Below are 15,245 nucleotides of genomic sequence, written 5' to 3' on the forward strand. Positions count from 1 at the left end.
TTATGTGCCTTTGAAAGCAACCTATTCTATCATTATCCCGTATAAGCCAACAGGAATCAAATTTGAAAGACCTATGACAAGGATCAAGCTTTTTTTTATGGCCTGCCTGCTGCTGGCTGCCTGTAAAAATGAACAGGCCCCCGCGCCGGTAAGCGGAGGTGTAGACTGTGACGCAGCCCATATCACAACAGCCACCGTTTTTGCTATTATCCAGGCTAACTGTACCAGCCGTGGCTGTCATCCGGGCGGCAATGCCCCTGCGCTGGCAGATTTTTCCACGGAGGCAAAACTGAAAACGTTTATCAACGCCAATCGTACTGTTTTTGAAGCGCGCGTTACCGGCCCACAGGCGGATATGCCGCAATCAATGTCTTTTCCCGCGCTCAGCCAGGGTATAAAGGACTCAATCGCTTGCTGGATCGCCAAAGGACTCCCGGATCAATAACCTAAAAAAAGATAAACATGAAATACTTATTGCTTTTTGCAGTTGCCGTGCTATCAGCAGCTACTGCATCTGCACAGGATGTTTACTCCTGCAAAAACACCCGTTTATCATTTTTTTCGTCTTCTCCGCTGGAAGACATAGAAGCGAAAACAGATAAAGGCGCCTCCGCACTTAATACAAAAACGAAGGAAGTTTTTTTCAAAGTACCTATCAGCTCTTTCCAGTTTAGGAAAAAGCTGATGCAGGAACACTTTAATGAAAATTATCTCGAAAGCGATAAATACCCTTTCGCAGAGTTCAAAGGGAAAATTAACGAATCGCCGGAGCTCAGTAAAGACGGCACTTACCCGGTAACGGTTACGGGCACACTGAACATCCACGGGGTAGAAAAAAGCTACACCGCCAAGGGCACTATTACCACGCAGGGCACCACAATTACGGTTGCTTCCACCTTTAATGTACGTGTAGCCGATCACGGTATAAAAATACCGTCGCTGGTAGTGCAGAATGTGGCGGAAGTGGTAGCTGTTACCGTTAATGCGATTTATACACCTTACAGTAAATAATACATCACTCCATGAAGTATATATCAACCATTTTATTATGCTGTGTCTTTTCGGTTTATGCACATGCACAGAGCCTCGACAAGCTTTTTGATTCTACGGCAACCGGTCATACCAAAGTGAGGGATACTTATAAAAGTACCCGCATTGTACAGGGGCAGTCTACCGAAATGCTGCGTAAGCACGAACTCGATTTCCGCGTTACACACCGCTTTGGCGATGCCGGTGGTGAATTTGGAGGTACCAAAACATTTTTTGGCACCGACAATTCCACTGATATCCGTATTGCTTTTGAGTATGGTATCAGCGACAACCTGATGGTGGGTATCAGCAGAAGCAAGGGCAGCGGGGATTTACAGCAATTGTATGAAGGACTGGTGAAGTACCGTTTCCTGCAGCAAACAACCGATAACCACGTACCGGTATCACTGGCGGTTTTTGGTAATGCGGTGATCAGCGGGATGCCTTCCGCCACGGACAAAACGTCGGCCGCCTATTTTGAAGACGGTGCGGACCGCCTCATGTATGTAGCCCAGGCCCTTATATCAAGGAAATTTGGCGACAGGTTATCACTAACCCTGGCCCCTACCTACGTACACCGCAACCATGTGGCCTATATGGACATGAACAACATGTTTGCCCTGGGCGGCGCCGGCAGGCTGAAGCTCAGCAAAAGAATAGGTATCCTGGCCGAATATTATTACCCGTTCCGTTCGCAGGAGAGCAAAGACTACTTTAAATCCGCAAAAGGCATTTCTTTTTATAACCCGCTGGGCGTCGGCCTGGAAATAGAAACAGGCGGCCACGTATTCAGCATTACTTTTACCAATTCCACTGCCATCCAGGAAAGCCAGTTCATTCCTGAAACCACTACTTCCTGGTTACAGGGGCAATTCCGGTGGGGTTTCAATATTTCCCGTAGATTTACGTTATTCGGGAAGAAAGATTGGAAAAAATAAAATGCCGCATACGTGAAAATTCATGGTTAGCCAAAATAGCCGCCCGCTTTATGCGGGTGCAGTCTGTAGCCATGGTCCTGGGACGCACCATACACCTGCATGGAGCGTCCCGGGAACGCTTTTTAGCGGATACAGCCTGGATGCGGCATGAAGCTTGTCATATCAAACAATACCAGCATCTGGGCTTTTTTGGTTTTTTATGGAGATATCTGTCTGAATACCTGCGCAGAGGCTACTATAACAATACTTTAGAGGTGGCTGCCAGGGCTTCAGAGGAGGATCCGGACATCCTCAGCGATATTGAAATAGTCTAAAGAATCGTTAAAGTCAGAATTTTTCCAGCCGCTGGTTTTATTTTTCTTATTTTTACGTTAAAGGTTGATTTTATGGTTAAGAAGGTAACAGAGGGCATCACCATCAGCGTGGAGACATTCTACCAGCCGGATTATTCAAATCCTATTGGAAGCGAATTCATGTTTGCTTACCGTATTACCATTGAAAACAACAATATTTTCCCCATCAAACTGCTTCGCCGTCACTGGTACATTATTGATTCCAATGGCACACACCGTGAAGTAGAGGGAGAAGGTGTTGTAGGTGTTCAACCACTGCTGGCGCCAGGTGAAACTTACCAGTACGTCTCGGGATCCAATCTCCGGACTGAGATCGGCAAGATGTACGGTACTTATCAAATGGAAAACCAACTGGACAAGAAAATACTGGAAGTAAAAATTCCCGAATTCCAGATGGTTGTTCCCTTTAAGCTGAACTAATTCCCCGTATTCGTTTAACCTGTAACTCTCTGTTCTCAGGGCCTGTACTTCGAGGCTTTGAAGATCTCTGTCACGTTTTTGGATTCCATTAATTGCTGCAAGGTCATATCCTTGTGCTCACTCATATACTTTTTTATGATCTGCCAGCCCACAAAATTGGCAATTTTACCCGGGGCGCCCTCGGGCATTCCCTGTGTAGACGGCCCATCGCCCACAAAATGATTGATCTGCTGCCAGTCGCTGGAGTATACGAGGTTATTTTGCACAAAAAACTGCCAGATCATCCGCTCGTTTTCCCGGCACCAGTCCAGCTGGCTTTTCGTATAGCCCAGTTTGATAGTATCCGGTGTTTCCGGTAATACCTTATCCAGGAAATATTGCTGTTTCCCTGCTTCCATCATCTGTTCCAGCAGGTTACCGTTTTTACGCGCCGGCGGATACAGCTGCTGCTGGATCACCTGCATACAATTGGTGGTAATATACTGGGGGGCAAAGCGATGAATCATATAATCCGGGTAGTCGGGGATCTGGGCATAGGGAGGAAAGTCTTCTCCCATATACATATCCAGCCCAATACCCAGGATAGAGTCTACTGTGATAGCGCCGTAGTTGGCGATACCGGAAATAAAAGTGACCACCCTGGGCGGATGAAAAGATGGAATGTAGTATTTGATATACCGGAAGCATTGCTCCAGGTCCGCTTTCAGAGTGGAGTTGCTGCCGTATTTCGCCGCCACTGATTTTTCCAGTTGCCGGAAATCGGGAGTGGTTAAAAACAGGTGCAGTTGTTGCTGTACTGCTGCGTTGCTGTCGGAATAGGCGCCCAGGTTCAGGATATCCGTAATATACAGGGGCAGGAACACAGGGTATTCGGCATGCAGCTTTGCCAGTCCGGGTTGTATATTGTTGGTATCAATAGTGAACAGGGCCGAGTCGAAACGCGATAAACTAACGTTCATGGCTATATGACTTACATCCGGCGCTTTATTGCCGGAATTGCAGGCAACGGTACCCAGTAAGGCTACCACGCAACTTATCAGCAGGGTATATTTATTAATGTAACTTTGCATCGCTCTTAAAACTCATCTAAGGTAAAATTATTATTTACCTTGTATTATAAAAAATTAAGAATTAGCATCATCTATGAAGAAGATCATCTTTTTATTGGCGATAATAGGAGTAGCGAAAGCAGGAATGGCTCAATATGGCGGTAATTCTTTCAGGGATAAAGTGAAGCTTGGGTTCACCGTTAGCCCGATGGTTTCCATCCTGAAACCACAGGAATCGGGGGTAAACAGGAACAGCGCCAAAGCCGGGCTGAACTTCGGTCTGATGGCCGATTTTAAGCTGAATGAACAAGGCACTTACGCATTTTCCTCGGGGTTCCAGGTATTACTGGCCGGCAGTAAGCTGAAATATGATGCGGGTAAGGGTTTGAGCGATTATAAAGCCAATCCTGCTGAATATAATATGAAGCTTACCTATATAGAAATACCACTGGCATTGAAGCTAAAAACCGCTTCAGCCGATGAGGGTGGTGTTGGTTTCTGGGGCCAGTTTGGTACCTATCTCGATTTCCCTATAACCGGCCGTGCGGATGTAGTGTCAATGGGGCAAACCTATGATAAGGTGAACATCTTACCGGAAATGAACCGTATCAACATCGGAATGTTATTGGGAGCAGGAATAGAATACCCACTGGGCGCCAATCTTACCGGAACAGCCGGGATTACCTACCAGAACGGTTTTGTGGATGTGACCCGCAATGGCAAATGGGACGACGGGCGGGTAAATATGAACAGCTTTACGCTCCGGCTGGGCGTATTCTTTTAGTTTTGACCTGAATATCTTTTTATCATGAATATTATACTGGCACAGCAGAATTATCATATCGGCAATTTTGAAAAGAATATAGCGAAGATCATTGATGGCATTCATGCCGCAAAAGCCCAGGGGGCAGACCTGGTGGTGTTTTCAGAATTGTGCGTATGCGGTTATCCTCCCCGTGACTTCCTGGAATTTGAAGATTTTATTGCGCAGAGCTATCACGCGATAGACGTTATAAAAGCGCATACCAAAGATATTGCAGTATTGGTGGGCGGCCCGGCCCGCAACCCCCAGCGCGAAGGAAAAGACCTGTTTAACGCTGCCTGGTTTTTATATGGGGGAGAGGTAAAACAGGTGGTACATAAAACCCTGCTGCCTACCTACGATGTATTTGATGAGTACCGGTATTTTGAGCCATCTATCGAATGGAATGTTATCCCGTTTAAAGGAAAGAAGCTGGCGGTAACCATTTGTGAAGACATCTGGAACCTGGGAGATAATCCCCTGTACCGTGTTTGCCCGATGGACCAGCTGATTGCCCAGGAGCCGGATGTGATGATCAATCTCTCTGCGTCCCCGTTTGATTATGATCATGATGAAGACCGCAAAGAGATCATTCTTTCGAATGTACTGAAATACAAGATCCCGATGTATTACTGTAATACCGTGGGATCCCAGACGGAGATTGTGTTTGACGGAGGTTCTCTCATCTATGATGCGCAGGGTAACATTGTGAAGGAGCTTCCCTATTTTGAAGAAGCAATGGGTGGCATAGAGCTGGAAAAGCTTACCGGTAAGGATCTTCCACCGGTGAAGCCCGCCGTTTTTACGCCGCTCACTGAACTGGTGTTTGATCATAATATAGACAGGATCTACGATGCGCTGGTACTTGGTATTAAGGATTATTTCGGGAAGATGGGCTTTACAAAAGCCATCCTGGGATCTTCAGGCGGTATCGACAGCGCCGTAACACTGGCTATTGCCTGCGATGCGCTGGGTAAGGAAAACGTACGGGCTATCCTGATGCCTTCTCCCTACTCTACCAGTCACTCTGTAGATGATGCCGTAGCCTTGTCCAAAAACCTGGACAATCCCTATGATATTATCCGTATCAACAACATTTATGAAACCTTCCTGGACACGCTGGAACCTTATTTCAAAGGATTGCCCTTTAACGTGGCAGAGGAGAATACGCAGTCGCGCATACGTGGCAACCTGCTGATGGGACTATCCAACAAGTTTGGTTATATCCTGCTCAATACATCCAACAAAAGCGAACTATCCACCGGCTATGGTACCTTATACGGTGATATGGCAGGCGGATTGAGTGTTTTGGGAGATGTATACAAAATGCAGGTATATTCCCTGGCAAGGTATATCAACCGGGAGAAAGAGATCATACCGGTAAATATTATCGATAAGGCGCCTTCTGCAGAGCTGCGGCCGGATCAGAAAGACAGCGACAGCCTGCCGGATTATGCTATTCTCGACAGGATCCTGTACCAGTACATAGAGCGTCGCCAGGGGCCGCGTGAAATAGTAGCTCAGGGCTTTGATGCCGCTTTGGTTTCGCGGGCCTTAAAGATGGTGAACACCAATGAATACAAGAGAAATCAATTCTGCCCTATTATACGGGTCTCGTCCAAAGCCTTTGGTGTAGGCCGCAGAGTGCCCATTGTAGGGAAGTACCTGAGTTAAGCTATTTTAATATATTTGCAAAAATCTGATCATACAACATGTTACAAGTACCGTTTATACGTCAAAATAAAGAATTTGTTTTAGAGCGACTGGCATTTAAGAATTTCAAGGAACTGGAGGTAGTGGAAGAAGTGCTGGCACTGGACGACAAGCGTAAGAAATTAACCCTTGAATACGATGAAACACAGGCCCAGGTAAATAGTTTATCCAAAGAAATAGGTAAGCTGATGGCCCAGGGCAAAAAGGAAGAAGGAGAAGCGCAGCGCGCTGCTGTAGCGGCATTGAAAGACCGCCTCGGCCCTGTGAATGAAGAGCTGAACGCCACTGAAAAAGCATTGCAGGATGCCCTCGTAAAGCTTCCCAATCTCCCATCCGCCCAGGTGCCTGCGGGGAAAACACCGGAAGAAAACGTGGAAGTGCGCAAGGGAGGTAAAATTCCTGACCTGTATGCAGACGCTGTTCCTCACTGGGATTTAGCCAAACAGTACGACCTTATCGACTTTGAACTGGGTAACAAAATTACCGGCAGCGGCTTTCCTGTTTTCAAGAACAGGGGCGCCCGGTTACAACGCGCCCTGATACAGTATTTCCTGGATTACAATACCATCAATGGTTATACCGAGTATGCGCCGCCTTACCTGGTAAATGAAGCATCTGCCTATGGTACCGGTCAGCTGCCGGATAAAGAAGGCCAGATGTATCATGCCACGGCAGATAACTACTATCTCATCCCAACTGCAGAAGTACCGGTAACCAATATTTACCGCGATGAGATCCTGAAAGATACCGACCTGCCGGTGAAGATGACGGCTTATACGCCCTGTTTCCGCCGTGAAGCGGGTTCCTATGGTAAGGATGTGCGTGGGCTCAACCGTGTTCACCAGTTCGATAAAGTGGAAATTGTTCAGCTGGTACATCCCGATAAATCTTATGAGGCGCTGGATGAAATGGTAGCACATGTGGAAGCCCTGCTGAACCAGCTGGAGCTGCCTTACCGCATTCTTCGTTTATGCGCCGGCGATATGGGCTTTACATCCGCCATTACCTACGATTTCGAAGTATATAGCGCCGCCCAGCAGAAATGGCTGGAGGTGAGCTCTGTGAGTAACTTTGAAGCCTATCAAACCCACCGTATGAAAATACGGTTCAAGGAAAACAATGGTAAGCCGCAGTTATTGCATTCCCTGAATGGAAGCTCCCTGGCGTTGCCGCGCATTCTGGCCTGCCTGCTGGAAAACAACCAGACAGTTGAAGGCATAAGGATACCAACCGTGTTGCAGAGCTACTTCGGCAGCCACATGATATAACCTATTGGGGATAATCTTTTAACGGATGACGGGTTCGCGTAAAGATGCTCAGGGAATAATATCCGCTGACATCTGCCGCAAATCCGTCATTCGTCGTTTGGAATTCGTAATTTCCACTGCCAATGCTCCTTATGAAACATTTCCTGCCCACCGGCGACGAACTCATCATTCGTCCACCTGAACATAACGATGCAGCTGGTTTGCTGGCCAGTTTCCAGCGCCTGACGCGGGAAACAGACTACCTGCTCTTCACCCGCAGTGAGTCGATGGAGCTGGATATTGCTTCAGAAGAGGATTATATCCATTCTTATCTCGATAATCCAAATCAACTTTTGCTGGTGGCCGTAGTACAAGGCCAGATCATAGGTTCCATTAATGTGAACCATAGTGGTTTGCATAAAAAAGCACATACCGCAGAAATAGGCATTGCCGTGGAAAAGCAATGGAATAACATGGGCATCGGCCGCCGCCTGCTCACGGCCATGCTGCGCTGGGCTGAATCGCGCAGTAACCTGCGTATGGTATACCTGCATGTTTTTTCTACCAATGAAAAAGCGATGCAGCTGTACCGCAATTTTGGCTTTATGGAATGCGGGCGTCTGCCAAATGCTATTCTGCAAAAAAATGGTAGTTATGTAGACCTGGTAACCATGTACCTGGAGTTGAAACGCTAAACTCAAAGCCTTCATTTACTTTTGACAGGCCCCTCTTAAAAAAATAGTTATTATTGTCCGGTGACGGCATGAATGGGATCATAGATGCTTCCCGCATACTTCTCAGTTGCTTCGGAGTCGCCTATATGTAATACTCACCATATAGTCTTTATATAGTCCTCATACACTCTCCATACGGTAATCAGGCACTAATGATGCACTTTTAATGCTTAGTGCATGCATTCAGGATACTCAGGTCCAGAAATTGTTTTCCTCTGCCATTCCCACGAAATCCGGCAAAAAGCGGCAAAACCGGCGGATTGGTTTTGCCGCTTTTTGTCCTGATGGTAATTTAGCGGTAGACTTTATTTCAATCTGTGTACCGGTATCCTGTTGCAATTATCCGCAGAGCGGCACCTGAGCGCCTTCAGCGGCTGATATTGCGGATCAGGAGATTTCAGGAAATGTAAGCGAATTACTTATATCTTCTAAAATCCTTTAAAATCCAAAGTAATCAAATCAATGTAATCAGTTTAATCCAGAGTCAGATAGCTTCCGCTACAATCATTATAAAAAATTCTCCCGAATACAATTAAATTTAGGGTCTTAAATGAAGCAGTATGGACAGATATGACAGGCAAACGAGATTGGAAGGATTTGGCCCCGCAAAACAGGCATTACTGCAGCAGGCAAAAGTGCTGGTAATTGGCGCCGGCGGCCTCGGGGTGCCGGTATTACAATACCTCACCGCAATGGGGATCGGGACTATCGGCATCGTGGAACATGATGTTGTTTCCATCACCAACCTGCAGCGGCAGGTATTGTATACTACTGCAGATCAGGGTAAGCCCAAAATTGAACAGGCCGTAAAGCGGCTTCAGGAGCTGAACCCGGAAGTAACCCATATCCTGCACGATACCTGGCTCACCACTGATAATGCCCTGGAACTTTTCAGTAAATATGATGTAATTGTAGATGGTTCCGATAACTTCGGTACCCGTTACCTGGTGAATGATGCCTGTGTAATTACCGGCAAACCACTGGTGTATGGAGCTATCTATAAATACGAAGGGCAGCTGAGCGTATTCAATTACCAGGAAGGCGCCACTTACCGTTGTATTTTCCCTGAAGCACCGGAAAGCGGGGAAATGCTCAACTGTAATGACATTGGCGTGTTGGGTGTATTGCCTGGTATCATTGGATGTTATATGGCCAATGAAACCGTGAAAGTAATTACCGGTATAGGCACTCCGCTGCGCAACCAGTTGATGACGATTGACACCCTGAACAATACCCATCTAACTTTTAATATCACTCCGGTAGCGGCTAACCGGCAAATCACTGCCCTGCAGGAGAACTACCAGCAAACGGTTTGTGAACTGGAAGGGGTACAATCATTGTCTGTACAGCAGTTAAATGACTGGTTACAACGTGACCTGCCTTTTATGTTGCTGGATGTGAGAGAAGATGATGAATGGGAGATCTGCCATATCCCGAGATCCGTGCATATCCCCATGGGGCAGGTGTTACAGCAGGTAGCTGCCATCCCGGACGATGTGCCGGTGGCGGTGCTATGTCACCATGGTATGCGAAGCCGTGCAGTAGCGCAGCGGTTAACAGAATTAGGCTACAACCGCGTATACAACATAGAAGGCGGTATCCACGCCTGGGCCAGTGCTATTGATCACCAGATGCAAACTTATTAACCGTGATCACTGAGCTCTGTATCCTCTTTTTTATTGTGGCGCTGGCTTATTCAGCTGCCGGGTTCGGCGGTGGTTCCAGCTACCTCGCTATTTTATCGCTTCCTTTGTGGATGGTAGATTTCCAGCTGATGAAATCCACTGCTTTGTTATGTAATGTAGCCGTGGTGAGCGGAGGTGTTTATCATTTTTATAAAAGTGGCCACCTGCCTATAAAAAAGGCATGGCAGCTGTCGCTGGTAAGTGTGCCGCTGGCTTTTATAGGTAGCTACCTGCCCATGAAACAGGCTACATTTTTCCTGTTGCTGGGGCTTGCGCTTACATTGGCGGCGATATTGATGTGTTACCGTTTATTTTTCGAAAAAGAAGAGCCTATCATCCCCGCTGGTAAAGAAAATGGCATTGCCTATGGCATTATTGGCGGTGGCATAGGATTACTTTCCGGTATGACCGGTATTGGCGGTGGCATCTATCTTTCGCCGGTATTGCGGTTGGGCAGATATGATACAGCTAAAAACATTGCAGGATTAAGCAGCTTTTTTATTTTGGTAAATTCCATTGCAGGATTATGTGGCCAGGCCGCAAAGCATGCCATTGTGTTTGATGTGGGATTTGCCGGGCCTTTGCTGCTGGCGGTTATTGCTGGTGGCCAGATTGGCGCAAGGCTGAGCGCAAAAGTATTGAATCCGCGCTGGGTGGCAGGTGCAACGGCTTTGCTGATACTGTATGCTGGTGTGCAGATGTTACTGAAGTAGCGGCTGAGGAACCGGGAAATGCAAATGTTGGCATCAGCCCTGTGTGCACATGTTGCTGAACTATCCGCCTATCACCGACATGCTCTCCATATTTTCTTCCGTATGATGCTGCTCTGCTTCGAAGCCATCTGCAAAACGCGCGTGGATGGCAGATTGTATGGCTGGCAGGAGGAGATGCTGCCGGCCTTCTTCTCTCATTATCTCTTTTACATTCAACACATCATTACCATACAGGCATGTTTTCATACTACCGGTAGCGGATATACGAAGACGGTTACAGGTGCCGCAAAAAGTACGGCTGTAGGCAGGGATCACACCTATATTGCCTTTGTGGCCGGGAATATGATAGTTGAGCGAAGTAGAGTGGGGTGCATCCGCTATTTTTTGTAACGTATAGTCTTCCCCGATAGTAGCAAGAATTTTATGATAGTTCCATACAATCCCTGAAAACGTATGTCCCTGCCCGTTAAAAGGCATTTCTTCAATAAATCTTACTGATACTGCATTGTTGCGTGTAAGTTCAGTAAATGCGCTTAATTCATCGGTGTTCACATTTTCCATCACCACTGTATTGATCTTTACCTGCATATTGTGTAGCAGCAGGCTTTCCAGTGTATCCATCACGGCGGGGAACCGGTTGCGGCGGGTAATTTGAAGGAAGCGGCCGGCCTGTAATGTATCCAGGCTCAGGTTAATATGTGTGATCCCCAGTTGTTGCAATGCAGGGATATACGCCTGTGTTAATACGCCGTTGGTAGTGATGGCAATTTCCCGGATACCGGGAATCGCTTTTATTTTTTCCAGCAGGCTCATTAAACCAGGGCGGAGAAAGGGCTCTCCACCGGTGATCCTTATTTTGGAAATGCCTGCGCTGGCAAGTGTTTGCAGCAGGCGGAGAATTTCGTTATCAGTAAGTAATGCCTTGCGTTGCACAAAATGCATGTTTTCCGGCATGCAGTAGGTACAACGAAGGTTGCACCGGTCTGTTACCGACAGGCGTACGTAGTCTATGATACGATGATGTGCATCTGTGAGCATTGTTATCAGCAGTTTTTGCCGGCCATCGGATTATCGAATGCCTGGCTGTCGTCCTCGTTTCTGTCTGTAAGACATTTAAAATCTTTCTCCACCAGGATGGTTAGCTCCGAGCCATCGGCATTGGGCAGCACCAGTTCAAAGCCTACCTGGTCGGGTGCATACCAGGCAGCAAGACGGGAAACCGGGAGCAGCAGGTGTACGCCATCGCGCTCCATTTTTATAACAGGATCAGAAATATCCTTTCCCCGGAGGCAGAAATGAAGGGTACCGGCGCCTATATGCGTAATTGATTCCACTTTCCCGGTGTTTTCCAGGAGCTCTACATCTGCTTTATCCAGGCGGTATCTTATACTGTTGCCTCGTAACCTTATTTTCATAAAATTGATTTTCTGCCGTATTAAAATTACTACTTTATCGGGGCTATATTGTAGTTTTAACGAACAATTTACGGAGTATGGGTATATTATTGTTCGGAGCGGCCAAAGATATTGCCGGTGTACCGGTGCTTGACAAGCCGGAACATATTACAGATGTAGCCACCCTGAAGGCCTGGTTGTTCGAGGTATATCCTTCGTTGCAGCAGCTCAGGTCTGTGATGATAGCGGTAAACCGGACCTATGCAGCTGATACACAGGTAATAAGCAGCCAGGATGAGATTGCGGTGATCCCGCCGGTGAGTGGAGGCTGAGCATTGTTTTTAGTTTTAGTATTTAAAAGATGGAAATATTAATAGATATCAAAAATACCATTACCGTGCAGGAAGCGCTGGACTTCATCCATGCGCCGGAATGCGGAGGGGAAGTGATCTTTTCCGGTACCGTGCGTAATCACACCAGGCAACGGCCGGTATTGAAATTATTTTATGAGTGTTATGAGGCGATGGCTATTTCTGAAATGCAGAAGATAGCGGCGCAGGTAGCGGAAAAATGGGATATACAGCGCCTGGCCATGCTCCATGCGGTTGGAGATAAATATCCCGGCGATATTGCAGTGGTGATAGCGGTGGCTTCTGCCCACAGAGGGATCGCTTTTGACGCCTGTGAATTTGCGATAGATACCCTTAAAGAAACTGTTCCTATCTGGAAAAAGGAATTTTTTGCAGACGGGGAAATTGTTTAATACAGCTATTCAGCCGCTGGCCCGGACACATTTGTACCCTTACTGTTGGTTAACTATGCCAGGCCGGCTTATTTCTCCAGGTCTTTCAGTGCTTCCGCCTTTTCTTCGGGCGTATTGGCATTAAACTGTTCTGCTGCATACGGATTGTTGAAAAGCGCGATATCTGTATTCAACATGGTTTTGCGCGGGCAATTCTTCCCGGCATTTACATTTTCCTTCAATGAATTTAACCCCGCTGGTTCCCATATGGAGATAAGCGGTTCCGGCAGGTTATTTACCGGGCTTACAAAAGTGGTAGCTGCTTTACCGGCATCACGAGACGCGATGAGCAGTTCGAGGCTTTGTTTGCTGAGCAGGGGAAGGTCGCAGGCTATGACCAGCCAGGCGGTTTCCGGTTGCAGCGCATGTGCGCTCAGGAGCCCGGCAGACGGTCCTCCAAAGGGTGCTGAATCGGGTACCAGGTGCGGGTAACCCCCAAAATCAGCCTGCTGTTCTTTCCGGCAGGAAATATACACTTCCGGCAGCAGCGATTGCAATAAAGTAACGAGGTATTGCCATTGCGGCATACCATGATAGGGGATATTGCTTTTATCTTCCTGCATGCGGGTGCTGAAGCCGCCGCACAGCACCAGTCCTTTTAATGGCGCTTTATTAACGGGTATAGTCATGTTTACCGCCTGTTTTGCTGATGAGTTTTGTTTCGCGGATGATCATATCCTGGGTAAGGGCTTTGCACATATCATAAATGGTAAGTGCCGCCACGCTGGCGCCGGTGAGGGCTTCCATTTCCACGCCTGTTTTGCCGTTGGTTTTTACTGTACAACGGATCACCGCTTCCTCTTCTTCCAGGTGTATCTGCACATCGCAGCCATCCAGCAGCAAGGTATGGCAAAGCGGGATAAGCTCCGGCGTTTTTTTTGCTGCCATGATACCTGCAATGATAGCGGTTTGAAATACGCCACCCTTGCGGGTTTGAATATCCTGTCCGTGAAACTGGGCGCGTATCACCTGGGGCAGGTACACACGGCTCTCGGCAACGGCTATACGATAAGTATCGAGTTTGCCGCTGATGTCTACCATAGCAGGCTGGCCACTTTCGTTCAGGTGTGAAAAAGCATTACTTGATTCATTGGACATAAAATCATAAATTTAGACAAGTTCACTTTATACAAAAGTAATTCAAAATGATGTTGACTGTTGCTGCTGCATTTAAGGCTGTGATGCAAACTGTGCGGGACCTGGGTACCGAAACGGTGCCTTTTGAATCCGCTGCCGGCCGTATTTTGCGGGAGCCTGTACTGGCCGACAGGCCCTTTCCGCCATTCGACCGGGTAACTATGGATGGCATCGCTGTTAATTACGACAGCTTTGCCCGCGGTCAGCATATTTTTGGAGTGGAAGATATACAGGCTGCAGGCACACCGCAGCTGCAGCTTTCCAACACGGCCAACTGTATAGAAGTGATGACCGGCGCCGTGTTGCCGGAAATGACAGATACCGTTATCCAGTACGAACATCTTACACCTTCAGAGCATGAAGGATTTCGCCGTTTTACTGTGCATGGCGCCGTAAAAAAAGGACAGAACATTCATAAGAAAGGATCAGATGTAGATGCTGGCTCTGTACTGATAAAACCCGGAACGCTGATAGGCCCTGCGGAAGCCGGTGTATTGGCTACAGTGGGCCAAACTACGGTAGAAGTAAGCAAACTGCCCAGGGTAGCAGTGATTGCCACCGGAAATGAACTGGTAGCTGTACATGAAACACCGGAGCCTCACCAGGTGCGTATTTCCAATATTTACAGCCTGCTGGCATCGCTGGCTCAACTTGGCATCACAGCCCGTTATGTGCATTTACCGGATAACGAGGCGGAAATGAAGGACCAGCTTTTGCCCCTGTTGCGGGAAACAGACATATGGATCAGCTCAGGCGCTGTTAGTGCCGGCAAATATGATTTTCTGCCTGCAGTATTGGAACAGCTTGGCATGCAGCAGGTATTTCATAAAGTACAGCAGCGACCCGGGAAGCCTTTCCTGTTTGGCACTTTCAAGAACGGCCCTGTTGTGTTTGCCTTGCCGGGAAACCCGGTATCCGGATTCATGTGTTTTTACCGTTATGTGCACGCATGGATACAATCCGCTATGGGTGCGGCTTTGCCGGAGCCCTGTTACGCACAGTTATCGGAGAAGGTGATATTTGATGCGGCCCTGGAATATTATTTGCCGGTAAAATTGCAGTCGCAGCCCAACGGCATGCTCCTGGCTATTCCGCAGCCCTACCAGGGTTCAGGCGATCTGGCCAGTTTGCTGAAGGCAGACGCATTTTTAACCCTGCCGCTGGAGCAGGATGTTTTTGAAAAAGGAAGCAGTTACCAGGTATGGCGGTTCCGTTAAGCAAACGCTCCC

General features: G+C 47.6%; 19 protein-coding genes. 14 read left to right on the forward strand and 5 right to left on the reverse strand.

What is annotated here, in order from left to right; all coding sequences use genetic code 11:
• Positions 1-73 precede the first annotated feature (73 nt).
• The 5 genes from ABIE50_RS05470 to apaG all read left to right on the forward strand — a co-directional run bounded on the left by ABIE50_RS05470 (position 74) and on the right by apaG (position 2,740).
• A complete protein-coding gene (locus ABIE50_RS05470) occupies positions 74-445 on the forward strand; it encodes a hypothetical protein (RefSeq protein WP_142684096.1) in 372 nt (123 codons plus the stop codon).
• 17 nt (positions 446-462) lie between these two features.
• Positions 463-1,011, forward strand: coding sequence for a YceI family protein (locus ABIE50_RS05475; RefSeq protein WP_209867199.1), 549 nt, complete (start codon positions 463-465; stop codon positions 1,009-1,011).
• An 11-nt stretch (positions 1,012-1,022) separates the two neighbouring features.
• Positions 1,023-1,967, forward strand: coding sequence for a DUF5777 family beta-barrel protein (locus ABIE50_RS05480; protein ID WP_209867197.1), 945 nt, complete (start codon positions 1,023-1,025; stop codon positions 1,965-1,967).
• 50 nt (positions 1,968-2,017) lie between these two features.
• Positions 2,018-2,281 carry a DUF4157 domain-containing protein gene (locus ABIE50_RS05485; protein ID WP_354027882.1) on the forward strand — a complete coding sequence of 88 codons (264 nt, stop codon included), beginning with the start codon at positions 2,018-2,020 and terminating at the stop codon, positions 2,279-2,281.
• Positions 2,282-2,353: 72 nt separating this feature from the next.
• The gene (apaG, locus tag ABIE50_RS05490) at positions 2,354-2,740 is read left to right on the forward strand and encodes a Co2+/Mg2+ efflux facilitator ApaG/CorD (protein WP_079469727.1); all 387 of its coding nucleotides are present in this window, start codon (positions 2,354-2,356) and stop codon (positions 2,738-2,740) included.
• A gap of 35 nt (positions 2,741-2,775) precedes the next feature.
• Here apaG and gldB read toward each other — a convergent pair whose 3' ends face one another.
• Positions 2,776-3,810, reverse strand: a complete 1,035-nt coding sequence (gldB, locus tag ABIE50_RS05495) for a gliding motility lipoprotein GldB (protein ID WP_209867194.1) — start codon at positions 3,808-3,810, stop codon at positions 2,776-2,778.
• 73 nt (positions 3,811-3,883) lie between these two features.
• Between gldB and ABIE50_RS05500 the strand changes: the two genes are divergently transcribed.
• The 6 genes from ABIE50_RS05500 (at position 3,884) to ABIE50_RS05525 (ending at position 10,683) form a co-directional block, all read left to right on the forward strand.
• The gene (locus ABIE50_RS05500; RefSeq protein WP_209867192.1) at positions 3,884-4,573 is read left to right on the forward strand and encodes a porin family protein; all 690 of its coding nucleotides are present in this window, start codon (positions 3,884-3,886) and stop codon (positions 4,571-4,573) included.
• 24 nt (positions 4,574-4,597) lie between these two features.
• Positions 4,598-6,265: an NAD+ synthase gene (locus ABIE50_RS05505; protein ID WP_209867190.1), complete on the forward strand. Its 1,668-nt coding sequence runs from the start codon at positions 4,598-4,600 to the stop codon at positions 6,263-6,265.
• A gap of 38 nt (positions 6,266-6,303) precedes the next feature.
• Complete coding sequence (gene serS, locus ABIE50_RS05510; protein ID WP_209867189.1) at positions 6,304-7,572, forward strand: serine--tRNA ligase; 1,269 nt, start codon at positions 6,304-6,306, stop codon at positions 7,570-7,572.
• Between the two features lie 131 nt (positions 7,573-7,703).
• Positions 7,704-8,246, forward strand: coding sequence for a GNAT family N-acetyltransferase (locus ABIE50_RS05515; protein WP_209867187.1), 543 nt, complete (start codon positions 7,704-7,706; stop codon positions 8,244-8,246).
• 599 nt (positions 8,247-8,845) lie between these two features.
• Positions 8,846-9,931 (forward strand): ThiF family adenylyltransferase, encoded by a 1,086-nt coding sequence (locus ABIE50_RS05520; protein WP_209867185.1) that lies wholly within the window; start codon positions 8,846-8,848, stop codon positions 9,929-9,931.
• A 2-nt stretch (positions 9,932-9,933) separates the two neighbouring features.
• Complete coding sequence (locus tag ABIE50_RS05525) at positions 9,934-10,683, forward strand: sulfite exporter TauE/SafE family protein (protein WP_209867183.1); 750 nt, start codon at positions 9,934-9,936, stop codon at positions 10,681-10,683.
• A 60-nt stretch (positions 10,684-10,743) separates the two neighbouring features.
• Here the strand turns inward: ABIE50_RS05525 and moaA are convergent, their stop codons facing one another.
• A complete protein-coding gene (gene moaA / locus ABIE50_RS05530) occupies positions 10,744-11,721 on the reverse strand; it encodes a GTP 3',8-cyclase MoaA (protein WP_209867181.1) in 978 nt (325 codons plus the stop codon).
• A gap of 5 nt (positions 11,722-11,726) precedes the next feature.
• The gene (locus ABIE50_RS05535) at positions 11,727-12,098 is read right to left on the reverse strand and encodes a DUF7009 family protein (protein WP_209867179.1); all 372 of its coding nucleotides are present in this window, start codon (positions 12,096-12,098) and stop codon (positions 11,727-11,729) included.
• A 77-nt stretch (positions 12,099-12,175) separates the two neighbouring features.
• Here ABIE50_RS05535 and moaD point away from each other — a divergent pair, with 77 nt between their 5' ends.
• Together moaD and ABIE50_RS05545 are read left to right on the forward strand one after the other, a co-directional pair.
• Positions 12,176-12,409, forward strand: coding sequence for a molybdopterin converting factor subunit 1 (gene moaD, locus ABIE50_RS05540; protein ID WP_209867177.1), 234 nt, complete (start codon positions 12,176-12,178; stop codon positions 12,407-12,409).
• A 29-nt stretch (positions 12,410-12,438) separates the two neighbouring features.
• Complete coding sequence (locus tag ABIE50_RS05545; protein ID WP_209867175.1) at positions 12,439-12,840, forward strand: molybdenum cofactor biosynthesis protein MoaE; 402 nt, start codon at positions 12,439-12,441, stop codon at positions 12,838-12,840.
• A 68-nt stretch (positions 12,841-12,908) separates the two neighbouring features.
• On the opposite strand, the gene mobA is transcribed toward ABIE50_RS05545, so the two are convergent.
• Positions 12,909-13,508 carry a molybdenum cofactor guanylyltransferase gene (mobA, locus tag ABIE50_RS05550; RefSeq protein ID WP_209867173.1) on the reverse strand — a complete coding sequence of 200 codons (600 nt, stop codon included), beginning with the start codon at positions 13,506-13,508 and terminating at the stop codon, positions 12,909-12,911.
• Positions 13,492-13,977, reverse strand: a complete 486-nt coding sequence (gene moaC / locus ABIE50_RS05555) for a cyclic pyranopterin monophosphate synthase MoaC (protein ID WP_209867171.1) — start codon at positions 13,975-13,977, stop codon at positions 13,492-13,494. The genes mobA and moaC overlap by 17 nt, the downstream gene beginning before the upstream one ends.
• 47 nt (positions 13,978-14,024) lie before the next feature.
• Here moaC and ABIE50_RS05560 point away from each other — a divergent pair, with 47 nt between their 5' ends.
• Positions 14,025-15,233 carry a molybdopterin molybdotransferase MoeA gene (locus ABIE50_RS05560; RefSeq protein ID WP_209867169.1) on the forward strand — a complete coding sequence of 403 codons (1,209 nt, stop codon included), beginning with the start codon at positions 14,025-14,027 and terminating at the stop codon, positions 15,231-15,233.
• Positions 15,234-15,245: the final 12 nt, after the last annotated feature.

Origin of the sequence: Chitinophaga sp. OAE865, from assembly GCF_040546735.1 — a bacterium.
Classification (GTDB): Bacteria; Bacteroidota; Bacteroidia; order Chitinophagales; family Chitinophagaceae; genus Chitinophaga; species Chitinophaga polysaccharea_A.